General features: G+C 67.5%; 20 protein-coding genes and 1 pseudogene. 9 read left to right on the forward strand and 12 right to left on the reverse strand.

Annotated features, from left to right (window positions below; genetic code table 11):
• Positions 1-3: 3 nt before the first annotated feature.
• Both ON40_RS43535 and ON40_RS43540 read left to right on the forward strand, forming a co-directional pair.
• The gene (locus ON40_RS43535; protein ID WP_040831680.1) at positions 4-798 is read left to right on the forward strand and encodes an ABC transporter permease subunit; all 795 of its coding nucleotides are present in this window, start codon (positions 4-6) and stop codon (positions 796-798) included.
• The gene (locus ON40_RS43540; RefSeq protein ID WP_051194491.1) at positions 795-2,240 is read left to right on the forward strand and encodes an ABC transporter ATP-binding protein; all 1,446 of its coding nucleotides are present in this window, start codon (positions 795-797) and stop codon (positions 2,238-2,240) included. The genes ON40_RS43535 and ON40_RS43540 overlap by 4 nt, the downstream gene beginning before the upstream one ends.
• Positions 2,241-2,416: 176 nt before the next feature.
• On the opposite strand, the gene ON40_RS43545 is transcribed toward ON40_RS43540, so the two are convergent.
• Positions 2,417-2,992: an NUDIX domain-containing protein gene (locus ON40_RS43545; RefSeq protein ID WP_040831606.1), complete on the reverse strand. Its 576-nt coding sequence runs from the start codon at positions 2,990-2,992 to the stop codon at positions 2,417-2,419.
• A 74-nt stretch (positions 2,993-3,066) separates the two neighbouring features.
• Positions 3,067-4,005: an SDR family NAD(P)-dependent oxidoreductase gene (locus tag ON40_RS43550; protein WP_040831607.1), complete on the reverse strand. Its 939-nt coding sequence runs from the start codon at positions 4,003-4,005 to the stop codon at positions 3,067-3,069.
• A 160-nt stretch (positions 4,006-4,165) separates the two neighbouring features.
• Between ON40_RS43550 and ON40_RS43555 the strand changes: the two genes are divergently transcribed.
• Positions 4,166-4,969, forward strand: a complete 804-nt coding sequence (locus ON40_RS43555; RefSeq protein WP_040831608.1) for an LLM class flavin-dependent oxidoreductase — start codon at positions 4,166-4,168, stop codon at positions 4,967-4,969.
• 64 nt (positions 4,970-5,033) lie between these two features.
• On the opposite strand, the gene ON40_RS43560 is transcribed toward ON40_RS43555, so the two are convergent.
• Positions 5,034-5,831, reverse strand: a complete 798-nt coding sequence (locus ON40_RS43560; protein ID WP_040831609.1) for a hypothetical protein — start codon at positions 5,829-5,831, stop codon at positions 5,034-5,036.
• A gap of 84 nt (positions 5,832-5,915) precedes the next feature.
• Complete coding sequence (locus ON40_RS43565; RefSeq protein WP_174435118.1) at positions 5,916-7,211, reverse strand: amidohydrolase family protein; 1,296 nt, start codon at positions 7,209-7,211, stop codon at positions 5,916-5,918.
• Positions 7,212-7,352: 141 nt separating this feature from the next.
• Between ON40_RS43565 and ON40_RS43570 the strand changes: the two genes are divergently transcribed.
• Positions 7,353-7,751, forward strand: coding sequence for a winged helix-turn-helix transcriptional regulator (locus ON40_RS43570; RefSeq protein ID WP_051194492.1), 399 nt, complete (start codon positions 7,353-7,355; stop codon positions 7,749-7,751).
• Positions 7,752-7,775: 24 nt separating this feature from the next.
• Here the strand turns inward: ON40_RS43570 and ON40_RS43575 are convergent, their stop codons facing one another.
• Complete coding sequence (locus ON40_RS43575; RefSeq protein ID WP_040831610.1) at positions 7,776-9,179, reverse strand: CYTH and CHAD domain-containing protein; 1,404 nt, start codon at positions 9,177-9,179, stop codon at positions 7,776-7,778.
• Positions 9,180-9,229: 50 nt separating this feature from the next.
• Complete coding sequence (locus tag ON40_RS55300) at positions 9,230-9,679, reverse strand: hypothetical protein (protein ID WP_245568257.1); 450 nt, start codon at positions 9,677-9,679, stop codon at positions 9,230-9,232.
• Positions 9,680-9,884: 205 nt separating this feature from the next.
• On the opposite strand from ON40_RS55300, the gene ON40_RS43585 reads away from it, so the two are divergent.
• Positions 9,885-11,414 carry an FAD-dependent oxidoreductase gene (locus tag ON40_RS43585; RefSeq protein WP_040831611.1) on the forward strand — a complete coding sequence of 510 codons (1,530 nt, stop codon included), beginning with the start codon at positions 9,885-9,887 and terminating at the stop codon, positions 11,412-11,414.
• A gap of 195 nt (positions 11,415-11,609) precedes the next feature.
• Positions 11,610-11,801 (forward strand): annotated as a pseudogene (locus ON40_RS43590) (NAD(P)/FAD-dependent oxidoreductase); the annotation flags it as partial.
• Positions 11,802-11,854: 53 nt separating this feature from the next.
• On the opposite strand, the gene ON40_RS43595 reads toward ON40_RS43590, so the two are convergent.
• The 3 genes from ON40_RS43595 to ON40_RS43605 all read right to left on the reverse strand — a co-directional run bounded on the left by ON40_RS43595 (position 11,855) and on the right by ON40_RS43605 (position 16,439).
• Positions 11,855-12,964 carry a glycosyltransferase gene (locus ON40_RS43595; RefSeq protein WP_040831613.1) on the reverse strand — a complete coding sequence of 370 codons (1,110 nt, stop codon included), beginning with the start codon at positions 12,962-12,964 and terminating at the stop codon, positions 11,855-11,857.
• Between the two features lie 219 nt (positions 12,965-13,183).
• A complete protein-coding gene (locus ON40_RS43600) occupies positions 13,184-15,505 on the reverse strand; it encodes an FdhF/YdeP family oxidoreductase (protein ID WP_040831685.1) in 2,322 nt (773 codons plus the stop codon).
• Positions 15,506-15,593: 88 nt separating this feature from the next.
• The gene (locus tag ON40_RS43605; RefSeq protein WP_040831614.1) at positions 15,594-16,439 is read right to left on the reverse strand and encodes a helix-turn-helix domain-containing protein; all 846 of its coding nucleotides are present in this window, start codon (positions 16,437-16,439) and stop codon (positions 15,594-15,596) included.
• A gap of 530 nt (positions 16,440-16,969) precedes the next feature.
• Between ON40_RS43605 and ON40_RS43610 the strand changes: the two genes are divergently transcribed.
• Positions 16,970-17,554, forward strand: coding sequence for a TetR/AcrR family transcriptional regulator (locus ON40_RS43610; protein ID WP_040831615.1), 585 nt, complete (start codon positions 16,970-16,972; stop codon positions 17,552-17,554).
• A complete protein-coding gene (locus ON40_RS43615; protein WP_040831616.1) occupies positions 17,551-18,387 on the forward strand; it encodes an SDR family oxidoreductase in 837 nt (278 codons plus the stop codon). The genes ON40_RS43610 and ON40_RS43615 overlap by 4 nt, the downstream gene beginning before the upstream one ends.
• Here ON40_RS43615 and ON40_RS43620 read toward each other — a convergent pair.
• Positions 18,378-19,703: a phthiocerol/phthiodiolone dimycocerosyl transferase family protein gene (locus ON40_RS43620; RefSeq protein ID WP_040831617.1), complete on the reverse strand. Its 1,326-nt coding sequence runs from the start codon at positions 19,701-19,703 to the stop codon at positions 18,378-18,380. The genes ON40_RS43615 and ON40_RS43620 overlap by 10 nt on opposite strands.
• A 53-nt stretch (positions 19,704-19,756) precedes the next feature.
• Between ON40_RS43620 and ON40_RS43625 the strand changes: the two genes are divergently transcribed.
• Positions 19,757-20,011 (forward strand): acyl carrier protein, encoded by a 255-nt coding sequence (locus tag ON40_RS43625; protein WP_051194493.1) that lies wholly within the window; start codon positions 19,757-19,759, stop codon positions 20,009-20,011.
• Here the strand turns inward: ON40_RS43625 and ON40_RS43630 are convergent.
• Complete coding sequence (locus tag ON40_RS43630) at positions 19,999-21,474, reverse strand: class I adenylate-forming enzyme family protein (protein ID WP_245568260.1); 1,476 nt, start codon at positions 21,472-21,474, stop codon at positions 19,999-20,001. The genes ON40_RS43625 and ON40_RS43630 overlap by 13 nt on opposite strands.
• Before the next feature lie 103 nt (positions 21,475-21,577).
• A complete protein-coding gene (gene menD / locus ON40_RS43635) occupies positions 21,578-23,221 on the reverse strand; it encodes a 2-succinyl-5-enolpyruvyl-6-hydroxy-3-cyclohexene-1-carboxylic-acid synthase (protein ID WP_040831619.1) in 1,644 nt (547 codons plus the stop codon).
• Positions 23,222-23,289 lie beyond the last annotated feature (68 nt).

Raw genomic sequence — 23,289 nt, forward strand, 5'->3', positions numbered from 1 at the left:
TCGATGCGGTGTGCGCGGACGGGCGCGGTCGCGTTGCCGGCCGTGGTGGTCGTCCTGCTGGCCGTCGCCGGGCCGTTCCTGGCCGCACACCCGGCCACCGAACCGGTCGACATTCCGTATGCGACGCCTTCGGCGGCCGCGCTGCTGGGCACGGACCACCTCGGCCAGGACGTCGCCGGCCGAGTTCTGCTCGGGGGCTGGGGATTGCTGCTGCTGGCCGCGGTCATCGCCGTGCTGGTGACCGCGTTGGCCGCGGTGATCGGGGCGGTCGCCGCGTTACGGCCCGCGATCGGCGCGTTGATCGAGCGAACCACCGATGCGCTGATGCTCGCCCCGCCGGTGCTGGCGATCCTGCTGGTCATGCTGTCGTGGCCGGAGTCGGGCACGATCGGGCTGGTGGCGATCGCGGTGGTCGTCGGGACACCCTATGCCGCACGGGTTTTCGCGGCCGCCGCCGCGCGGACCGCCGTCTCCGGATATGTGGAGGTCGCCGTGGCGAGTGGAGAGCGGTTGCCGTACTTGATCTTTCGTGAAGTGCTGCCGAACCTGCGGGAGACGGTCGCGACACAGTTGGGGTTGCGATTCGTGGAGGCCACCTATCTGGTGAGTACGGCGGCGTTTCTGCAACTGCCGACCTCGCTCGGGGAAACGAACTGGGCCCTGATGGTCCGGGAGAACAGCGCGGGCATCATGCTCAATCCCGCCGCCGTGGTCGCGCCCGCGGTGGCCATCGGGATGCTCGCGGTCAGTGTGAACGCGACCATCGGTGTCTTCGGCCGACGGATGGTGACCGTATGAGCACACCGGCGATCGTGGTGGATGCGTTGACGTTGGCGAATATCAACGGCGACACGGTGTTACGCGATATCTCGGGTAACGTGCCGCACGGTGCGGTCACCGCGGTGCGAGGCGCATCCGGCAGCGGCAAGACCACCCTGATGCAGGCGGCGGTCGGCCATCTGCCGCCCGCGATCCGGCATCGGGCGGGGTCGATCTCCGTCCTGGACCACGACATCCTCGCGCTCGACCCGCGTCGGCTGCGCGAGTTGCGGCGCACGCGGATCGCGTTCGTCGGCCAGGATCCCGGATCGGCGCTGAACCCGACGATGCGGGTGCGGGCGCTGCTGACCGAGCTCGCACCCGACGACGGCGCCCCCGAGCCCGCCGAACTGCTGGCGCGAGTGGGGTTGTCCGGTGAGCTCGCCGGTCGCCGGGCGGGTGAACTGTCCGGTGGGCAGCAACGGCGGGTCGCTCTCGCGCGTGCGCTGTCCCGCGATGCGCGAATCCTGCTGGTCGACGAACCGTTCGCGGGTCTGGATCCGGCTGCCCGCCAGGACATCGCACGAGTTCTGCGGGAATTGGCCGACCACGACGATATGGCGATCGTGCTGTCCGGACATCAGCACGAGCAGCTGGATGCTCTGGCGGACAACGACATCCATCTGGACCGCCGGGCGATCGGTCACTCGGCTATCCGCTGCTCTCCTGCCGACCCGGTTGCGAAAGAAGGTGTTTCGGCACTGTCCTGCCGCGGTATCGGTGTGCGCCGCGGCGAGAGCACCGTACTGTCCGATATCGACTTCGACGCCGATCGCGGTGGTGCGATCGCGGTGATCGGGGAATCCGGCGCCGGGAAGACCACTCTCGCCCGGGTCCTGGCCGGACTCGAACCCCGGGCGACCGGATCGATCCGGCTCGACGGAACCGCCATCCCGCTGACCGCGCCGCGCCGTACCGAAAGCGTCTGCCGCGGTATCCAATTGGTTCCGCAGGATCCGAGTTCGACGCTCAACCCGCGCCGGATCGTCGCGGAGATCATCGGCCGCCCGCTGGCCCGCCGCGGCCTGCGAAACCGTGCGGACCGCGAACGCGCCGTCGAGGAACTACTCGACGCCGTGGGCCTGTCCCGCGACCACATGCACCGCCGCCCCGCGGAACTGTCCGGCGGACAACGACAACGAGTCTCGATCGCCCGCGCCCTGGCCCATCAACCGCGCGTGCTGATCTGCGACGAGGTCACCTCCGCCCTCGACCCGGCCACCGCCACCGCCATCATGGACGTCCTCCGCGAAACCACCACCACCCACGGCACCGCCCTGATCATCATCAGCCACGACCACGAACTCGTCGCCCGCTACTGCGATCGTGCCGTAGAGCTTCGCGGCGGCGTCCTCACCGCCTCCCGCCCCTTGGGCGAGATGACCGCACAACAGGAACTGCGGCGGACCACGGCAGGGTAGACAGACGCGGCCCGCCGACTCGCAATTGCGCTCTCCTGCAACCGAAGTTGTCCTCCTGTCCGGCTCGATGTCGGCTGACGGCAGGTCGCGATGTGCTGGGATGTTCGTACCGAATGATGCTGTGGCCGAGTGTATTCCACTCTCCATCACGAGGGCCACTGCCGGAAGGTTCGCGGTCAGGTGCGGTTCCGGGATCTCAGCCCGGCGCGGAGCTTGGTGAGGAAACGTTCGAGGTGTGGGTCGGATTCCGGGATGGTGGAGGAGTCGATGTCCCACCAACGGCCGCCGTCGAATTCCCTTGGGTCCAAGGCATAATCGCGGTTGCGGGATCCGCGGATGACGTACCACAGGGAGACGTCGGTGTGGGCGAGGGCCTTGCCGACGGTCTGGGTCACGGTGAGGAACAGTGGCCGGTCGCCGACGACGGTGAATTCGGCGTCGATGTCGAGTTCTTCGGCCGCCTCTCGTCCGGCTGCGGTGAGTGGGTGTTCTCCTGGTTCGATGTGGCCGCCCATCGGCAGGTGTAGTCCGGCCAGGAGGTGTCGGCCGAGGAAGATGCCGGATTCGTCGGGGTCGACGAGTACGACGTAGGAGACCAGGTGTTGGGGTGGGGTTGCGGGTTTGGCGCGGCGGAAGATGTCGTCGGTGTCGGCGAGCCAGGCCAGCGTGTGGTCGATGTGTTGCTGTTCGAGGGAGTCGAGTGGTGCGATCGCTTGCACGACGTCGTGGACGAGGGCGGTGGCGGGGTGCATGCCCGTGGACCATAGCTGTGGGTACCGACAACGCGAGGTTCGGATGTCCTCGGGGCGACGGCAGGTCGGAGTCGTCACTTCCGCAGTGGTGTAGCCGGACGCACCAGCGGATCCACGCCGGTCAGGGCGACGCTGGCAGCCCAGAGCCGGTCGGCGGCCTCCAGGTCGGTCATGTGCGCGTGCGGTGTTTCGCGGCGCGGTCGTCCACGGAGGCCGAAAACCCTTGGCCCCCATAGTTGTCCACCGGTGCTCTCGGTGTCGAGGATGGCTCGGACGATGCTCTGGGCCCCCGCGTGTTTGCCGTGCAGTACAACGCCTGCGGGCAGTCCGCGCAGGCGCTGGGCCGTGGTGCGGACGAACAGCGGTGGCCGCGACGGGGTCAGCGAATCCAGGGCGCCACCGGGATGGGCGATGATGCTGGCGGTGTCGGCGCCGCGTGCGCGCAGTCGGCGATCCAATTCGAAACCGAACAGCATCTGGGCCAGTTTCGACCGACCGTAGGTGCGCTTGGGCCGATAGTCGCGCGCCGACTGCAGATCGTCGAGATCCAGCAGTTCCGACCGCGCGGCGAAGCTGCCCACCGTGATCACCCGGCTGTGCGCGGCGGCAGCCAGCATCGGCGCCAAATGAGCGACCAACGCGAAGTGGCCGAGATGGTTTGTCGCGAACATCAATTCGTGCCCCTGAGCGTTCACGCGGCGTTCGGGGCCCGACAGTAGTATCCCGGCATTGAGCACGACCGCGTCCAGGCGCTCTACGTCCAGGGCGTCGACTGTCGCAGGTAGCGACGACAGGTCCGCCAGGTCCAGGCGCACCGACCGCAGTCGAGCGGCCGGAACCCGCACTCGGATCGCCTGTATCGCGAGGTCGGCCTTGGCGGCGTCACGGCAGCCCAGCGCAACGTCGGCGCCCTCGGCCGCGAGTTGCTCCGCGACGAAATATCCGATGCCCGCACTGGCGCCGGTAACCAGAATCGTTTTCCCCTCGGCGCGACACCCGCTGTTCAACGTCATGCCGACGACCCTGACACCGTGCTCTTGCACCGCCCTGGCATCCCACTGGCATAGCGGCCCACCCAAATCGCAAGACTCTCGGCGGCTCGGCTGCACCGATGAATTCCGGCCGGATCCGTCGTCGAAACCTCTGGATGTACCGACAGACAGGGGTCCAGGCATGACGAAGCCGTTTCGATTCGGGGTCGTTGCCCCGCTCACAACCGACCTGCCGACGTGGCGAGATCGCGTGCGTCGCATCGCCGACAGCGGCTATTCGACGCTGCTGGTGCCCGACGTCTCGCGCTGGCAACCGGCACCCGGCCCCATGGTGGCCACCGCCGCGGCCCTCACCGACCTGCGTGTGGGCACCTGGGTGTACGCCTCTCCGCTACGGCCGGCCTGGATGACGGCGTGGGAGGCGCACTCGCTGTCGCTGTTGACCGACGGTCGGTTCGAGTTCGGAATCGGCACCGGCAGGCCGGGAATCGAGGACGAGCTGCGCGAACTGGGACTGCCCGTGGTCCCGCCCAGCGAGCGACTGGCCCAGGTGCGTGAAACCATCAGGGCGATAAGAGATCTCGATGGCCCCGACCGTCACACGCCGGTGGTGATGGCCGTGCGCGGGCCCAAGGCCCGGGTCCTGGCGGCCGAGGTCGCGGACACCGTCACCTTCGCACTGCGAGCACACGAGTCCCGTGCCGAAGTCACCCGGTTGGCACACGAATTCCGCACGCGCGGAGAGCTCGAGCTCGCGCTACACGTGCCGATCATCGGTGACACGGTCGCGCCGTTCATGGCCCCGCCCGATACCGATGTCGCTGCGCTCCCGGCGGATTCACTGACCCTACTTCCGAAGGACCCGGCCGCCGCCGCCGAGGAAATTCAGCGGCGGCGGGAGGAGATCGGGTTCTCCTACTTCGTATTCGGCGCCGACTCCGCCGACACGTTGGCACCGGTCGTGGCCGAACTGACCGGGCGTTAGTTCGGACCGGCGTGGGATGAGGCGAGGCGGCACTCGTCAGTTGGTCGGGACGACGCGAATTCGATTATGCGAAGTCGGCCGTGATGTAGTTCGCCGCCGCGGTCGTCCAGGGCACGTTCATGCCCGGCATGTTCTGCGCGGAGTAGAGCACATGCTGGCCCTGCGGATACGGGGTGAGGTAGCCGATCACGCCGTTGACCGCCTCGGTATAGCGCTGCAGGTTGGTCAGTGGGTTGCCCATCAGGAACTCCAACAGCTGGGCGAAGATCAGATAGCCCACATTGCCCAGGCGCGCGCCCTCGACGAACGAGAACGGGGAGATTCCCACATCGATGATGCGTAGCGGCGAATCGGCCGGTGAGGCGGTGATGATGTCGCCCGGATTCGCATACTCCCGGGTCGCGACCGCGCCGGGCCAGGTTCCGCGCTGGCCGTGCAGGCCGAATGTCGTTGCCGGGCAGAGGTTGTTCACCGAATCTCCCGCCTTGCGCAGCGGATTGGCGATGAAGACGGCGAACGCGATCTCCAGGGGACTGCCGTCGGTGTTGGTGTACTGCCCCGACGCCACCCCCTCGAGGATATGGCTGGCGCAGATCCCGCCCAGCGAATAGCTCAGCAGCCCACAGACATTCGGCGATTGCTGGATCGCCTGCACGCCCGCGGCGGTGCCCAGTTGCACCGATGTGTCCAGCGACGGTCCCCACAGATTCGGGTCCGGGCCGACCGAGGCGGGCCAGTCGGGTTCGAAGAAACTGAAACTATCGGTCGAGAGTAGATCGGTGATCGAGGCCAGCATTCCCGCGGGCGATCCGTCCGCGTTCCGCGTCTCCCCGGTTCCTCGCAGTGTGATGATGTCGATCATGGGTTCTCCTTGATCGCAACGGTTTTCCGGTACTTCCAGGGTAGAACCGAGATGGTGATTCGGAACACATGTCGGCCCAGTTCCTCACTGATCGATTCCTGCGTGCGGCGAGGTCGTGGCATGGTCGCGCGATCCGGGTTCCGGACGGCGCTCGCCGACGACGATCCGGCCGTTCAGGATCGTCATACGCAGTTCGCGGAGGTTGCCGATGTCGGCGGTGGGATCTGCGGTCAGCATGATCAAGTCGGCGCGTTGACCGCGTGCGAGGGTGCCGATGTCGGGGCGGGCGCACTGCCGCGCCGCGCCGCTGGTGGCCGCGATGAGCGTCTGGACGGGCGTCATCCCGGCGGCGACCATCAGCTCGGCCTCCTCCAGTGTGTTCGCCCCGAATATGCCTCGGCCGGTGAAGGTATCGCTGCCCAGTGCGATGCGCACGCCGGCATCGGCGACCTTCCTGAGGTTGCCGCGGGCGTCCGGGTGGATCGCGTCGTGAATCCAGAGCGTCGGCGTGTAGGTGACGTCGCGGTCGAGCATCAGCTCGACCAGCGAATCGTCGGTGATGGGTTCGACCGTGACGCCGTGTTCCAGACCGTCCGCCCCGGCCTCGATCGCCTCACGCGCCGCGACCTGCTGAGTGGTGTGCACGGTTACCCGCAGTCCTCGTTCGTGTCCGGTTTCGATGCCCGCCCGAAGGAGATCCAGGGGCAACCGCACCAGCTCGACACCGGCCGGGAAAGCGGGATTCTGCCAGAGGTACTTCGGTGAGTCGTGGTGGGCGCATGCGCCTTCCGAGAGCAGTTTTATCGCGTCGACCTTGCGGTCGGCCAGCTGATGGACCAGGTCGCGCATCTGCTGCACGCCGTCGATCTCGCCGGTGAATCGTGCACGCGCCCAAGGATTGCCGCTGAAGATGGTGGACGCGGGGTGACCGTCGCGTCGGGTGATGCCGCAGCCGGTCGCCAGCAGCCTGGGGCCGCGTAGTGTGCCCGCGGCGATTCGGGCTCGTGTCCCGAGGATCCCGTCGGTCGGATCGCCGACGGATTTGATGGTGGTGACGCCGTGCTGCAGGAACAGATCGAGCCGTCCGGGCAGCTCGTTCTCCTCGAACGCCTGCATCGATTCCGGATCGGACACCGCGTGGACGTCGTAGAAGTGCAGGTGGGTGTCGATCAGTCCCGGCATCACCCAGGCTCCGGCCGCGTCGACTTCGCGCGTACCACTCAGGGGCTCCGGGGAGACGGCGGCGATCTGTCCACCGTCGATGGCGACGTCGCGCGGCCGGGTGTGCACCTCGTGGCCATCGAATACGTGCGCACGGCGGATCACGAGATCGTACGTTCCGCGCGCTTCGGTCCGCACGATTGCTGGTTCACAGGCCACTGCCGCACTCCTGATCGGTCGGTATCTGATGCGGATCGGGCGCGAGCGGACCCGTCGGTACCACTGCCGGGCATCAATTCCTTACCAGGTTACAAAATAAAACCAAGGATGCAAATATTCCCGCCTCGTATCCTGGGAGGTGTGACCGAGACCCGACTGCCGTTGCACTCCTGCTCGTACACCGAGCAGGTCTTCGGCCTGCTCGGCAAGCGCTGGACCGGACTGCTGGTCGACCTGCTTCTCCAGCGACCGGCAAGATTCAACGAATTGCACGCCGCGCTGCCCACCCTGTCCAAGCGCGTCCTGAGCGAGCGACTCACCGAACTCCAGAACGCCGCACTGGTCGAGCGTGAGGTGAATCCCGGGCCGCCGATCACGGCGACCTATCGGCTCACCGAACGTGGTCGTGCGCTCGGCCCGGCGATGGATGCGTTACGGGTGTGGGCCGGTGCGCCCGTCGACGAACAGGGGCGCCTGATCCCGCCGGGGGCAGGCACAGACGACACCGCCGAGCGGGACCGCCCCGCTGCGGTGGAGTAGATCTCAGCCACGTGCTGGTCGCAGTTACTTTCGCGCCGAACGCCGTGCCCGGGCCAGCCTGCCGTGCAGAGACTGCTCGATCGCGGCGGCGCGGGCGGATTCCTTGCCGTAGAGCAGGCCGTAGGTGAAGCCGTTGCCGCCGGAGAGGTGGGCCTGGATGCCGAGCGTGCGCAGTTCGCCGCGCGCGACAACGGCATCGTGGTGGTCGCCGAGTAGTTTCTGGAGCTTCTTCATCCGCCGGGCGTCCTTCCGGTGACCGGTCGCCTCCGCCGCGTACCGGCTGCGTTTCGCCGCCTTGCGTACCTCGTGCAGACCGCGATCGGTGCCGAGGCTGTCGACCCTGCCGAAGGCGCGCTCGACGCGGCGGTGCGTCTTGCGCAGTGCCTTCGCTTCTCGTTTGCTGCTCATCGGCAGTGAATCGACGTCCTCGAGACTGTTCAGCAGCGTGAAGTAGCGCTCGCTGTGCAAGGCATCTATGACGTGATCGCGGGCAGTGGCGCGACGACGGGCGAATGTCCGGGTGAGCTCTCGGCGCACATCGCCGAGCACCAATTCGTCCGGCAACGCGTCGAGCTGGTCGACGAGATGCCCCTGTAAGACGTCGATATCCCGCGCCTCGCCCAAAACCCCTGCCAGCCACTTCAATTCGTCACGCAGCGGTCGAGATCCCCCGAACGCCTGCAGCACGCTGCGCAGTCGGCGACCGGCCACTCGCATCTGGTGCACCGAGTCGGGGGCTTGCCGGCGGACTCGCGTGTCCTGCCTGATCATCTCGTCCAGTTGCGTACGGAAGTATCGGGAGACCGCGCGCTTCGGCAACGGCCGAGGGGTGATGCGGTCGCCGAGCACGTGTAACAGCTTCGGTGGGCTGTCCAGCGGTTTCCCGAGCCTGGTCTCGACGGCGTCGAATACGGTCCGGTCGCCACCGACCAATTCGACCTCCGCCTCCTGCCACGCCTGGACGGTCGAGGACCGGCCGAGCGTCTGGGCCGACACCTCGTCGGCGACGACCTCCGCGGACACGTCATCCCGGACGTCCAGCAGACGCCACTGCCGCCGTTTGGTCCGGATGTGCGCGACCGGTGTCAGCGGCTCGCCCCTGGCGATCCCCTCTACGACCTCGGCCAGCTCGCGCGGCACGCCCGCGGCCGCGTCGCCGGGCGGCATGCGGATCTCCTCCCGGCTGTCGCTGTTCTGCGCAGACGGCAGCTTCAAATGCCAGCCCGCATCGGCGCCACCGGTCCTGCGACGCAGCGTGATACCTCTGGCGGCCAGCCTGAGGTCGGCCGTGTCGTAGTAGACGGCATCGAGCAGCTGCTGCTCCGGGGTCGGGTCGAGTGTCATCCCCGCAATGCCATCGAGCGCCGCGCCACCCGTGTCGGGCAACCGGTATTTGCGTTCCGTCTCTTTCGCTCGAGTGACCACCATGTCGGTCGGATACCACGAAGTTCGGCCGCCAATCGCAGCTCGAACGATACTTATCCGCCGAAGCCGATCAGCCCGTCGGCGAGTGTGCCGATCTGCAGGGCTTCCAGCGCCTGCCGACGCGTATCGGGGCAGTTCTGCGTCGTGATGCGGTCCACGATCGTGCGATCCGCGATCACCTGTGTGTTGAGCCCGCCGTTGCGGGCGGCCCAATCGTGCACGATGAAATTGAAGTCCGCCTTGCGGACCGTGGGTCCCTGATTGCGCCACTCGCCGATCTTCGGAGAGATCATGTCGCACAACTGCTTTGCCGCCTCCGGAGTCACCCGGTCGGGGCGCGGGATATCCGCTGTCGCGGACGGGGAGACGAAGGTGATGGTGATGCCCGAGTGCGAGGTCGGTGTCGTGGGCAGCGGACCGGCGCCGTCGGTGCAGCCGGTCACCGCGGCCAGGCACACCAGCGCTGCGGTGAGTGCGATGGTCGTCTGTCGGATCGGATACATATGCATTCCCCACGGCCGGAGTTCATCCAATTGTCCAGCGATACCGCGCATTCCGCGCGGCAATCGGACGAGATCTCGGACAGGGCAGCTCGGGCCCGCAGGCTTGTACCGGCTGCCGGCCGCCTCTCCGGTTGCGCGTGACCGCGTAGGAGCGCCGCAAGCGTTGCGCCAGGATGGTGCAAGAGGGGCCGAAAATTATTGGGTCATGGATGAATTCGATGTAGTAGTGGTGGGCGCCGGGCCGGTCGGTCTCTTCCTTGCCTGTGAGCTGGGTCTGGCCGACTGTGCGGTCCTGGTGCTCGAGCGGGAGGCTGAGCTCGGCTCGCCGTGGCGGGTGGAGCCGCTCGGGATGCGGGGTTTGTTCGCCACCTCGGCCGAGGCGTTCTACCGCCGCGGGATGCTGGGTGCCCTGCTGAAAGCGACGGGCGTCCCCGATGATTCCGGCGAGAATTCCGAGGGAGACGGACTCTCGGCCCCGCCCATGGCAGGTCACTTCGCCGGTATGGAACCCGATCCGGCCGATATCGACCTCGCCGCACTGCCGTTCCGGCTGCCCAGCCCGGCGCCGGACGCCATGGTGGCCAGCCTGGACGCGGTCGAAACGGTGCTGTCGCAGCGGGCAGCCGAGCTCGGTGTGCAGATCAGGCGCGGCGCCTCGGTCTCGGCCCTCACACAGGACGAGAACGGTGTGGTCGTGCGGGCCGGCGACCACGAATACGCCGCGCGCTGGGTTGTCGGATGCGATGGCGGACGCAGCGCGGTGCGCAAGCTCGCAGGGTTCGATTTCGTGGGCACCGAACCGCAGTTCACCGGCTACATCGCGCTCACCACCATCGCCGATCCGGAGAAGCTGGGCTCCGGGATGATCAACCGGACGCAAACCGGCACGTACGTGCGAATGTTCGCGGACGGGCAGATCGGCATGATGGATTTCGACGGCGGCGCCTTCGACCGCACACAGCCGCCGACCTGCGAGCATTTGCAGGCGGTGCTGCGCCGGGTATCGGGCACCGACGTGACGCTGACCGAGGTCCAACTCGCCTCGAGTTTCACCGATCGGGCGAAGCAGACGACGACCTACCGGCAGGGACGCGTCCTGCTCGCGGGCGACGCCGCGCACATCCATTCCCCGCTCGGCGGGCAGGGCCTCAACACCGGGCTCGGCGACGCGATGAACCTGGGCTGGAAACTTGCGGCGACCGTGCACGGGACGGCGCCGGACGGACTGCTCGACACCTACACCGGCGAACGTCATCCGATCGGCGCGCGGGTGCTCGATTGGTCGCGGGCTCAGGTGGAGGTGATGCGGCCGAGCCCGCATGCCCGCGCGGTCCAAGCGGTCATCCGCGACCTGATCGCGACTCGGGACGGGGCAACCTATGTGTTCCAGAAGGTTTCGGGCTCATCGATCCGCTACGACCTGGGCAGCGAGCATCCGCTGATCGGCTGCAGCGCACCGGATTTCCGTCTCGTGGACGGCACCCGGCTGGGTGACCTGATGCGGGACGGGCATGGCGTCACACTCGATTTCACCACCGACCGATGCCTGCGAGGTTCGGTGACGGGCTGGGCGGATCGGATCCGGTATGTCGCCGGGCCGGTGCGAAACGGCCTCGGATTCGGCGCTGTGCTCATCCGGCCCGACGGAATCGTCGCGTGGGCCGGTGACCGCGCCCCCGACCGGGCAGCGTTCGAGCGAGCCGCCGGTCACTGGTTCGGCAGTCCGGAAGTATGACTCGCATCTGCTTGCCGCCGACGGAATGTTCGCCGACCTCGCCGCGACGACCGGACCCGAATCGGTGACCGCGCAGAGATGAATTCTGCTTTCGGCGGCACGCGAATTCCCTCGGCGGCAAGCGCTTTCGCGAGCATTCACCAGTTCGGGCGAAGGTGATGAATCCGGTTGCGCAGGGATGGACCGGCGATAGTGGACCCCGGCCCGCACGCGGGCGAACTCCGCAATATGTGGAAGCCGACCCAGCAGGACGGGCTGTGGTTCCACTGCGGCAATCTGCATCAGTCCCGGCACTGTTCGCTGTATCTCGGGTTGCAGCTCAAAGCGCGCTACGAGAGTGTCCCCACGCCGGTCTACGGACTGCCGGAATTCCACCACCTGAGCTGACCGGTTCCGCGCAACGGCCGGGTCGCGCATGCCGCGTGACCGGCCTGCACTCTTCACGCGCGTGTGACGTCGTGTGCGGCGAGAAGGCGGTCCGCGGTGTCCTCGACGGTGGGCATCGCGGCGATCTCGGCGGCCACCGCCCGAGCCGAGCGGGTCAGGTCCGCGTCGGTGATCAGTGTATCGAGATGTGCCGCAGTGATTTTGGATGCCGGGACGGACAGGCCCGCGCCGCGATTCTCGACCGATTCCGCGTTCCAGCGGCGGTCCCCGGGCGCGGGTGTGGCCAATTGCGGGATGCCCGCGCGCAGGGCGGCGAGCACCGAACCGGCGCCGCCGTGGTTGACCATCGCGGTGCAGGTGGGCAGGGCACGGTGCAGGGCGATCCAGCCGACGGTGTGCACGTTGCGGGGCAGACGTGCGGAGCTCGCGATGGCACGGTTCGGGCGGACGATGACGATGTCCGCGTCCACCTGCGGGGCGGCGCGCAGCACCGCGCGCAGCATGGCGTCGGGCCCGTCGCCGAGCATGGTGCTGCGAGTCACGACGATGCGTGGCCGCACCGGCGGGTCGTGGAACTCCGGGGGGACCGGCGCGCCCGATGGCGCATACGGGGTGTACCGCAGGGGCCAACCGGGGACCGACACGATACTGGGCGGGGCGAGCGACAGGGTCGTCGCCGCGGCGGGCTCGTCCCGACCGCACAGCAGCCGTAACAGCTCTCGGCGGATCAACGTGCCGTTGTCGAGGGCGATGTTGTGCAACACGGTCGGCACACCGATCCGGGCCGCCACGATCGCCGCTGCGGCGGCGAAGGGTTCGTGGACGACCAGATCGGGCTGGAACCGTTCGGCGGTTCTGGTGAGTGGGGCGATCATCGGTTTGTTGGTCACCGCGAAGACATGGGCGCCGCCGCGGGGGTCGGCCCTGCCGGTCATCGATCGCACTGCCAGGACCGGATGCAGGCCCAGCCCCTGCGCCACCGCCCGCACATTTCCGATGCCGGGCGCGATATCGACAGCATCGATATCGTCGGCGACCGCGGCGACTGCTGCGCCGCCGCTGGCCACCAGAACATCGTGTCCGCGATCGCGAAAGCATCGTGCCAGCGGCATCATCGGGAACAGATGCCCGATCAACGGTGTCGCAGTGAACAGGATCCTCACGACGCCCGGCCTCGGTCGGGCCCGCCGGTAGCCGAGACCCGTCCGATCTCGACGCTGTAGGGGCCACCATCCGACACGACAACAGTCTTCACGGTGTCGATACTGCCGCGCCGGTAGCCCGACTGCATGGAATCGTGCACCTCGGCCGTCGGGTACTTCGCCGTCGAGTCGATGAATTCCTCGGCCGCATTGCGAGTTTCGGTATCTACACGAGTCGCGTCACTGGGAGCGTTCGATGGTGACCTTCAGGTTCTTCATGATCGGCTGGTCGCTCTGCGTGCTGTAGTCGCCTATCGCGCACAGTACGTTGAGTTCGGGCATGTAACCGGCGGCGCAACCGCGCGGGATGTCGTAGGGAATCGCCTTGTAGCGCTGCACCGATCGAGTGCTCCCGTCCCGGGCGAAGCTGGTGATGTCGACCTCGTCGAACAGTTCCAGGCCGCGATCGCGCATGTCGTGCTCGTTCATGAACACGAGGGTGCGCAGGTTCTGCACGCCCCGGTAGCGGTCGTTGTCGGAGTAGATGGTGGTGTTCCACTGGTCGTGCGAGCGCATGGTGGTCAGGGTCAGCGTGCCCGGTTCCGCGGTGAGGTCGGGCAGGTCGGCGGCGGAGAATTCGGCCTTGCCGGACGGGGTGAGGAAGACCAGTTCGCGGGCGGGCTGTCTGATCCGGAAGCCGAGCGGCAGCCGCACGCGGCGATTGAAGTCCTCGAAGCCGTCCAGAACTTCGGCCATCGTGTCGCGAATCCGGTCGTAGTCCTCGACGTAGTGGTCCCACGGCGTCCTGCTGTGCGGCAGCGCGGCCTCGGCGATACCGGCGATGATGGCGGGTTCGGACCGAAGCTGGTGTGAGGCAGGCTTTTTCATGCCCTTGGACAGATGCACCATCGCCATCGAATCCTCGACGGAGGTCTGCTGCAGGCCGCCGCGCTGTTCGTCGCGTTCGGTGCGGCCCAGGCAGGGCAGGATCAGTGCCTGCCTGCCGTGCACCAGGTGGCTGCGGTTGAGCTTCGTGCTGACCTGGACGGTCAGTTCGCACCGCCGCAACGCGTCGAAGGTGTAGGCGGTGTCGGGGGCGGCGAGCGCGAAATTGCCGCCCATACCCACGAAGACCTGCACGTCACCGCGATGCATGGCCTCGATGGTGGCCACGGTGTCGAGCCCGTACGCGCGCGGCGGATCGATCCCGCACACCGTGCCGAGCCGATCCAGGAACGCCGCGGTCGGGCGGTGATCGATTCCGCAGGTGCGGTTGCCCTGCACGTTGCTGTGCCCGCGCACGGGGGAGGGGCCGGCGCCCTCGCGGCCCAGATTGCCGCGCAACAGCAGCAGATTCACGATCTCACGGACCGTGTCGACCCCGTGCTCGTGCTGGGTGATGCCCAGGCACCAGCTGATGATCGACCGGTCGGCGTCGCAGTAGATCCGCGCTGCCTTGCGGATCTGCGCCTCGCTCAGCGCGGACTGCTGCTCGATCTGCGTCCACGGCGTGGCTTCCACCTTCGCGCGGTAGACATCGAAGCCGGTGGTGTGGCGCTCGATGAACTCGCGGTCCAGCGCCTTGGGATCGGTGTGCGACTCCTCGAGTACAGCCTTGGCGATGCCCCGCAGGACCGCGAAGTCGCCGCCGATGCGGGTCTGCAGATTCATCGTGCCGATGGGCGTGGCTCGGAAGGTCGCCATCCGGGCGAATTCGTGCGGGATGATGGTGCGCCGCGAACCGGCCTCGATCAGTGGGTTGATGTGCACGATCCGTGCGCCCCGCCGGTTGGCCTCGGCCAGTGCGGTGAGCATGCGCGGGGCGTTGGAGGCGGCGTTGACGCCCATGATGAACAGCGCGTCGGTGCTCTCCCAATCCTCCAGGTCGCAGGTGCCCTTGCCGGTGCCCAGGGATGCTTGCAGCGCGCGACCACTGGCCTCGTGACACATGTTGGAGCAGTCGGGCAGATTGTTGGTGCCCAGTTCGCGGGCCAGGAGTTGGTAGAGGAACGTGGCCTCGTTGCCGAGACGGCCCGAGGTGTAGAACGAGGCCCGGTCGGGATCGTCGAGTTCGCGCAGCGCCCGTCCGACGACCTCGAACGCCTGGCTCCAGGTGATCGGGACATAGCGGTCGCTGTCCGCGTCGTAGCGCATCGGCTCGGTGAGCCGGCCCTGGTTCTCCAGGTCGTGCTCGCTCCAGCCGGCCAGTTCGGTCACGGTGTGCGCGGCGAAGAACTCGGCCCCGACGCGCTTGTGGGTCATCTCCCAGGTGACGTGCTTGATCCCGTTCTCGCAGATGTCCAGATGGATGCCCTTGATCGAGTCGGGCCAGGCGCATCCCGGACAGTCGAACCCGCCGTTCTCGTGATTCATCCTCATGATGGCCAGGGGCCCCAGCAACGGCTCGTGTTCCTGGCCGATCATGAACTCGGTGACCGACCTGGCCGCACCCCACCCGGCGGCGGGATGGTCGTAGGGCCGGAACTTCGGCACCGCCGTGGCGTCCTTCGCGCCGCTGGGCCCGGAATCCGCGCCGGACCGGTTGGTGAAATCGATGGCCATCACAGATCCCTTCGACGAAGTGCGCGTGCGGGTGGTGTGAAGCGCTCCGGCCATGAGTTCGACGTCAGGGGGCTCACGGTGGTCCGAACTAGGCGAATGCCGGGCCGCGTAGGGTTTGCTCGGGCGGGCAGCCGTAGTGGAGTTCGTAGACGGCGGGGAAGAGGCTGGGCTGGAATCCCCACGCGGTGGCGATCGCGTCCACCGTTGTTTCGCCGGGCCGGTAGAACTCGAGATCGGCGTGCGTCCCCGCCAGCCTGATTCGTGCGACGTCCGCGGTCAGCGGCATCTCGCGGTGCCGGATCCAGCACTCGTGCAGTGCGCGCACACTCAGCCCGGCCTCGGCTGCCAGTCCGGAGACGGTCAGTTGCTCGCCGGGGAACGCCTCGAGATAGTCCAAGCACCTGCGGATCACGTGCGGACCCCAGTTCGGCACGGTGGCGGCCAACGCTTCGCGGTCCGGATGGTCCAGCGACAACAACAGCCGCACGAGCAACTTCTGCTCGATGGCGGGCCGTCCGATCGGCGGCACATCGGCCTCGTCCGCGGCGATCCGCCGGACGGTCGACAGCCACGTTCGGTCGGGCACCTGGGGCGCCTCCGCCGGATGGACAGGGTGTCGGACCGTCCGGCCCAGCAGTGCCTCTAGCATGTCGGACAACGCGCCCTGACCGACCTCGACGGCCACGACCCGCCCTCGATCCGGTGAATCGACGAAGGCGTCGACCGACGGCTCGACGACAACGGCACGGCCGGGCAGGACCTCCACCTCGTGCCGACGATCGACCACCCGCATCATCCGCCCCACCGGGATCTCGACCAGATATCCGTGCTCGTCCGGCGTGTGCATGTGCATGCCGGTCACCGAGGATGTCAGCTCGACCCGGACGGGGCCTCGCGTGACCTCGCGTGTCCGTAGAACCGCTTGTTGCTTCATGAGCACTCCGCAGCTATCGAAGCCCCCGCACCAAGAGGGTAGCTTGAAATTCGCTGCGATGCGGGAAACTTCGCGAACCGGATGACCTGGCGTACCGTCCGACATGTCGTGACAGCAGGCCACGACCCGCGCTGCCGGACGTGATTCGCAAGTTGGAGAACGCGACCTCGAGAGTGCTGCGGGCGATTCTGTACGAAGTGCGCGATCCCTTCCGGGCCCGGCCGAGCTTCGAGACGAAATACGCACTCGCATAACGCAATACCGCGAATGAGTCGATCGAGCTCGCTTCCCGAGAGCGGGGAAGCTCACCTCCGCGGACGTTCGAAGGTCACCGGCTCGGTCTCTACCACGTCGACGATACGGACCATCCGACCTCGAGCATCTACCGCGACGCCACTGGCATCTATTTCGCGACCGGCCCCGCCGGACCATCCCATCGGAGGATGAGGTTATGGGGCAGTTCGGCGGATCCAGCAAGTAACAGGTTTCAAATATTGCAATCTGTTACCAGCCGGAGTTAGTCTCGGTGCATGGCGAAGGTGCCGTTGGACGCGGAGGCGGTGCTGTCCGCCACCGAGGAGGTGCTGCGCCGCCACGGGCCCGCGAAGGCCACGGTGGTGGATGTGGCGCGGGCGCTCGGGGTCAGTCACACCGCGGTGTACAAGCACTTTCCCTCGAAAGCGGCGTTGCGGGAGGCGGTCACCAGGCGCTGGCTGGACCGCGGCCGGGACTCCCTCGCGGCCATCGCGGCGGACACCAGCTCGGCTCCGGCCGCCCGGCTGCGCGGATGGCTGTTCGCGGTACTGGCCGCCAAGCGAGCCAAGGCCACCGAGGATCCGCAGCTCTACGCGGCCTACGCGCTGCTCGTCGCCGAGCACAGTGACGTCGCGGCCGAGCACGTCGCCGACCTGCTCGAACAACTCCGAACCCTGATCGCGGACGGTTTCGCAGTGCCCGACCCGGCCGCCACCGCCCGCGCCGTATTCGATGCGACCACCCGCTTCCACCACCCGGCACACACCGCCGAATGGGATTGCGCCGCCATCGAATCCGACCTCGACGCCGTCTGCGCGCTCCTGCTCGACGGCCTGCCTCAGAAGGGGAACTTCTCGTGACCACTCTTGTGACCGGTGCTCGTGGCTTCGTCGGCAGCGGTGTCCTGACCCGGCTGCTGGAGGCGGGCGAACCCGTCCGAGCATCCAGTCGCAGCCCCCGGCCCGGCGAGTTCCCCGACGGCGTCGAGGTCGTCCGTGCCGACCTGACAGATTTCTCCACCTTGCCCGCAGCCCTGGCGGGCGTGACGAAGGTATTCCTCTACGCCCACCCGGACACCGCCGCGGAGTTCGCCACCGCGGCGGTCGCGGCGGGCGTGCAGCACGTGACGTTGCTGTCCTCCGGCACGGTCCTGCAGCCGAATGCGGAGCAGAACCCGATCGCGGTCCGCCACATGACCGTGGAGAAAGCTCTGGGGGACTCCGGCCTGCCGCACACCTTCGTACGCCCGGGGTACTTCGCCACCAACTCGCTGCGGTGGACCTCCATCCGCACCGAACGGGTGTTCCGCACGGCCTTCCCCGAAGCGACCACCTCTCCGGTGCACGAGCGGGACATCTCCGATGTGGCCGCGCACGCGCTGCTCCACGAGGCCGGTACGTCCGCGTCCCACTCGGTGCTCGGCCCCGGCCCGATCACCCAGCGCGACCAGATCGCCGCGATAGCCGACGCGCTCGGCGAACCCGTGCAGCTCGAGGAGGTCGACGTCGAGACCTACCGCGCTGAGCTGCTCGCCGATCTGCCGCCGTTCCTGGCGGATATGTTCATCCAGTTCCGGGGAGTCGTGCCCAACCCGTCGCCGGAGATCGCCGTCGACTCGGTTCCGGATCTACTGGGCCGCCCCGCCCTGTCGTTCGCCGAGTGGGCCCGAGACCACGCCGCCGACTACCGCTGACATTCGAGCCGGGCCACCGCGTTGTCGGTGAGCCACCGTGCCTCCTCGTCGCTCATCGCGGTGGCCGCGTATCCGACGCTGAGGTCGAGGCTGCCGAGGCGCTCGTTGGCGATCACGAACAGTGACGGGCCGAACATGTCGAGCGAAACGGCCCGGGTGACGTCCTCGAGCGTGTAGGGGCCGTAGCTGGTCCCGAGGCCGGACTCGCCTGCCGTGGTGACGGCAAGCCCGTCGAGGCGCCGGTGGTTGCGCAGCGTCGGGCCGACCTCGTGCCGATACACTTCCCAATCCGGAAACTTCATGATGGCGGCGGACTCCCAGTCCTTGGCCAGCGTGGCGATCAGCTTGAACGAGACGTCGCGGGCGGTGGCCCAGAAGTCGTCGGTTATCGGGTGCTCGGTACGCAGGATGTCGACGTAGCAACCGTAGGTCTCGGGCGGCAGCGCGAGTGTGCTGAGGCGACGGAGGTCGACCGTGGTCAACAAGGTCATGACGTCGAGTCGGTACCGCTCGCGGATGGCCAGCAGGAAGGCGGCGGTCACCGCACCGTGCAGCGTTGTTCTATTGGCTTTGAGGGCATCCGCGAGCGTTGCCGTCGAGGTGGGGCCGAGGTGACGCTCCAGTACTCGCGTCTCTTTCTTCCGACCGCGGATTTTCTGCTTGGGTAGCCGGATGGCCGGCGTATACGTGGTCTCTTCGCGACTGCCGGACTTCTTGCCACTCGCAGGTCTGCTGGGCAGACCGGCTTCGATCGGTGGGGGCAGGGCGGTGTGGAGCGATGAGTCGTGTTGCGCCACGGCCGGATCGGCGAGGAACTCCAGAAGCCGGCGAGCGAGCATGTTGGCGGACTGGGCGTCGAGCGTCGCATGATCGGCGCAGATGACGATGTGGTTGATCTCGGCGTCGGGCGATTGCCGCACCAGCGTTGTCCGTAGGCGCGGACGGGTGCCCTTCCGGATCGGTGTGTGCATGTCGTCGGCGAGGACCTTGCGCCAAGCGTCCGGGTCGGGGTCCTCGACCACCCGCACCGGGATTTCCGGTGTGCCCTCGGTGTCGAACCAGCGTCGGCGGTAGGCGAAGGGCGGCAGCGGGCGCCAGACGATCTTGCCGTAGCGGATATGAGCGCGAAGGATGGGGTGCTGGGTCTGTTGCCAGGCGAGTGCGCGCCGCACCTGCGCCGGATCGAGGCGGCCGCGCACGTGCAGCACCTGCATGGTGATCAGTCCTCGACGCGCATGCAAATGGTTGAGCAGTTGTTCTCGTTCGCCCAGCGGGCGCGTTTCGCCCAAACCGTCCTCCCATGTTTCGAACGCCATTTCAGGTCGCGATGAAATTGGTTATCATGCTGACGACATAAAGGACTCGAGCGATGGACGATATCGAACAACCGATTGTCGATTATATCTCCGCCATGATGGCCCAGGCCGGCGGAGGGCCGGTGGATCGCGAGACCCCTTTACTGGAGATCGGCCTGCTTGACTCGATCAGTCTGGTAAAGCTGGTGCATTTCCTCCAGGAACGATTCAAGATCAGTATCCCTGACACGGAGATACGTGCGGAGCTGTTCGAATCGCCCGCGAAACTGGCAGCCTATGTCTCGCAGCGAGCGACTCAGCCCGCCTGAAGCTCTCGCAGCCGCGCGCGGAGCACCTTGCCGGCAGCGCTGCGCGGCAATGCGTCGATGAACGCGATCTCGGCCGGGACCTTCTGAACCGACAGCCTTTCGCGCGCATAGCGGATCAACTCGTCGGCCGATACATCCGCCCCTTTGACGACGAACGCGATCAGGCGATTGCCGTTGCGCGGGTCCGGGTCCGGCAGACCCGTCACTGCGGCTTCGGCGACGGCGGGCAAGGTCATGAGCGTCTCCTCCACCTCGATGGGGTCGATCTTGTAGCCGGACACCTCGATCAGCAACTTGCTGCGGCCATGGATGAAGATGCGACCTTCCTCATCGAGCGAGGCGAGATCGCCGGTCCTGAACCAGCCCTCGTCGAACGCCTGAGCATTGGCCGCGGCATCGCCGAGATAGCCTCGCATGAGCGAGGACGATCGAAGTTCCATTTCGCCGACGGACGGGCCGAATTCGGTGTCGAACGGAACGATGCGGACTTCGGCGTCGCCCGCCGGTTTGCCCACCGAAGCCCAGCTCGCGTCGAGGTCGGCGGAGTCATTGTGCGAGAACATACTGGCCTCGGTCGAGCCGTAATCCTGACGGATTGTGACACCGAGGCGCTCGCGTACCACTTCGAAGGAGGACCGCTTCAGCGCGACGCCGCCCGAGAAGGCCAGGCGCAGCCTGAGATCGAAATTGCCGGGCTGACCGGCGATGATTTCGTACATTGCCGGAACGGCGCCCATAACGGTTGCGCGCTCGCGGACCATGGCGTCGAGCAGTTTCTCGCGCGAAAGCGCCAGCGGTAGGGGATCGCTCCAATAGAGCGCCGTCGCACCGCCGGCGACGGCTTGGACAGCGCCCAGCAGGAAGCCCATCGAGAAGCTGCCCGGCAGCATGTCCAGGACGATGTCGTCGGGCTGAATCTGCCAGGCTGTGCTGGCTCGTTCACCATCGGCGATGAGCTCGGCGTGGGTGTGTGGCACCACTTTGGGCAACCCGGTCGAGCCGGATGAGAACAGGTAGAGCGCCGTGGTGTCCCCTGGCAGTTTCGGCAGTTGGATGGTTCCGGTTGCTTCGGGCAGGGCGCTGGTCAGGAACAACGGAATGCCGGGGGCCGCATCTGCGATGAGCATCTCGGCAACGGCGCCACGGTCGGGAGTCGAGATGACGGCCCTGGGTCCGGTTTTCTGCGCGAGGATGGCAAGTTCGGATCGCGTGGCCGTCTCGCCCAGCGGCATCGCGATGGCGCCGATGGCGAACAGCGCGTGGGCTGTCGCGAAAAGATCGGGTGAGTTCGGAATCAGCAAGGCAACGGGATCGCCACGCTCGATGCCACGTTCGGTGAGGCCGACGGCGAGTCGGCCGATCCGCTCGACCACAGCGGCGTAGGGGGTGAATGCTTCGCCCTGCCGCAATCCGCTGGTGATCGGTGCTCGAGCTGTCAACGTGAGCAGATTGTCGTAGATCATCGCCACTCCGCGGGATCCTTCTGTCCGTAAGGATAGAAGTGGGATTCGGCATCGACAAGGCGTCGGCGATCACGTCATCCGGACACGGGCGAAGTAGCTCGATTCAGTCCGTGATCTTGGCCCGCACCGTCGCGTGCAGTTCGCGCAGGCGCGACCGTTCGGTGATCACCTCGAGCACCCGCGTGCCGTGTGCATGCCCGGCCAACTCGACGGCCAGCTGCTGCGGATCGACCTGGCGGTGCGGAATGCGGTAGGCGGCGCACAGCGCGGCCAGATCGATGCCGTGCGGGGTGCCGAACACCCGCTCGAATGCTCCGGCATACTGCGGTTCCCCCTGTTCCAGCAGCTCGAAGATGCCGCCGCCGTCGTCGTTGGCGACCACGATGGTCAGATCGGCCGGGCGGGGTTCGTCGGGCCCGATCAGCAGGCCGGACACGTCGTGCAGGAAGGTCAGATCACCCAGCAGCGCGACGGTGCGGCCGTGGTGGTGCAGCGCCGCGCCGACAGCCGTGGACACGGTGCCGTCGATGCCCGCGACACCGCGGTTGGACAGCACGGTCACACCCGGCTGCGGGTACGACACCAGGGCCACGTCGCGCACCGGATTGGACGCGCCGAGCAGCAGTTGGTCGCCGTCGCGCAGCGAGTCCATCACCGCCGCCGCCACGTGCAGTCCGGTCGGCTTCGGGTGCTCGGCGAGTTCGGCCCGGACCACCCCGATCGCTCTCGCGTTGAGCTCACGGCACCGCGCCAGCCACTCCGGGGCCGGTTCGCCGGTGACGATCGCCCGAGTGCCGGTGCCGACCACATTTCCGGAGACGTCGGGCCAGCGCGGCCCGGTGGTGACCACGTAGACGGTCACATTCGGATCGGCCAGCGTTTTCGCCACCGGACGGTGCAGGGTCGGGCGGCCCGTGATGATGGCCTGGCGCGGCTCCAGCAGCGGCAACGCCAACGGGTGCAGCGCGGGGCCGTGCATGGGGGCCGTGGGTTCGGCGACGGTCGGCAGCTCGGACAGTTCCGGCCGGAACCCGGCGCCGTGGCCGGAGATGACGACCGTGTCGGGGGTCAGGTCGATGTCGAGCGGCACGTCGAGCGTGGCGTACTGGGTGCGCGTCCAGGCCCGTCCGCCCTCGCGTCCCTCGGGCGCGCGCTCGCCGGGGGCGAGGTCGGGCGCCCACGGATCGTGCAGCGGGATATCGAAGTGCACCGGGCCTGCGTTGCCGGAGCGGGCGCCGCGGGCCGCGGCGAGTACCCGGCAGACGGCCGAGCGCCACAGGCTGTTTCGGCGCTCGTAGGACGCACAGTCGTCGGACGCGGACTCTTCGTCGGCGAGGCCGAGACGGATACTGGTGCGGACCTGATTGCCGAGCAGACCGAGCAGCTCCACGGTGTGGTTGGCGCTGGCGCCGAGTATCTCGGAGGGCCGATCGGCGCTGACCACCACCAGCGGCACCCGTGCGTAGCTGGCCTCCAGCACCGCGGGACCGAGGTTGGCCACCGCGGTCCCCGAGGTCATCACGACCGGCACCGGCCGCCGACTGGCCAGCGCCAGTCCGACCGCGAGGAATCCCGCGGTCCGTTCATCGATGCGCATGTGCATCCGTAGCCGGCCCGCCGCATCCGCAGCCTGCACGGCGAAGTTCATCGGCGCGTGTCGTGTGCCGGGACACAGCACAACGTCCCGGACACCCCCACGTGCGAATTCGTCAACGACCACGTAGGCCTGCGCTGTGGACGGATCCACAACTCAAGCCTCTCAGACAGTCAGGTCGGCGTCCACGGCATTCGGTCCATCATCGGATGCCCGTCGCA

This window comes from Nocardia jiangxiensis NBRC 101359 (assembly GCF_000308615.1).
Classification (GTDB): domain Bacteria; phylum Actinomycetota; class Actinomycetes; order Mycobacteriales; family Mycobacteriaceae; genus Nocardia; species Nocardia jiangxiensis.

Bases quoted from the DNA above. Each gene is read 5' to 3' on its own strand.
- ON40_RS55300 (WP_245568257.1), bottom strand. From the start codon at position 9,679: ATGTATCCGATCCGACAGACGACCATCGCACTCACCGCAGCGCTGGTG.
- ON40_RS43550 (WP_040831607.1), bottom strand. From the start codon at position 4,005: ATGACGTTGAACAGCGGGTGTCGCGCCGAGGGGAAAACGATTCTGGTT.
- ON40_RS43575 (WP_040831610.1), bottom strand. From the start codon at position 9,179: ATGGTGGTCACTCGAGCGAAAGAGACGGAACGCAAATACCGGTTGCCC.
- ON40_RS43620 (WP_040831617.1), bottom strand. From the start codon at position 19,703: ATGGCGTTCGAAACATGGGAGGACGGTTTGGGCGAAACGCGCCCGCTG.
- ON40_RS43605 (WP_040831614.1), bottom strand. From the start codon at position 16,439: ATGAAGCAACAAGCGGTTCTACGGACACGCGAGGTCACGCGAGGCCCC.
- ON40_RS43555 (WP_040831608.1), top strand. From the start codon at position 4,166: ATGACGAAGCCGTTTCGATTCGGGGTCGTTGCCCCGCTCACAACCGAC.
- ON40_RS43585 (WP_040831611.1), top strand. From the start codon at position 9,885: ATGGATGAATTCGATGTAGTAGTGGTGGGCGCCGGGCCGGTCGGTCTC.
- ON40_RS43625 (WP_051194493.1), top strand. From the start codon at position 19,757: ATGGACGATATCGAACAACCGATTGTCGATTATATCTCCGCCATGATG.
- ON40_RS43630 (WP_245568260.1), bottom strand. From the start codon at position 21,474: ATGATCTACGACAATCTGCTCACGTTGACAGCTCGAGCACCGATCACC.
- ON40_RS43540 (WP_051194491.1), top strand. From the start codon at position 795: ATGAGCACACCGGCGATCGTGGTGGATGCGTTGACGTTGGCGAATATC.
- ON40_RS43535 (WP_040831680.1), top strand. From the start codon at position 4: ATGCGGTGTGCGCGGACGGGCGCGGTCGCGTTGCCGGCCGTGGTGGTC.
- ON40_RS43545 (WP_040831606.1), bottom strand. From the start codon at position 2,992: ATGCACCCCGCCACCGCCCTCGTCCACGACGTCGTGCAAGCGATCGCA.
- ON40_RS43600 (WP_040831685.1), bottom strand. From the start codon at position 15,505: ATGGCCATCGATTTCACCAACCGGTCCGGCGCGGATTCCGGGCCCAGC.
- ON40_RS43610 (WP_040831615.1), top strand. From the start codon at position 16,970: ATGGCGAAGGTGCCGTTGGACGCGGAGGCGGTGCTGTCCGCCACCGAG.
- ON40_RS43560 (WP_040831609.1), bottom strand. From the start codon at position 5,831: ATGATCGACATCATCACACTGCGAGGAACCGGGGAGACGCGGAACGCG.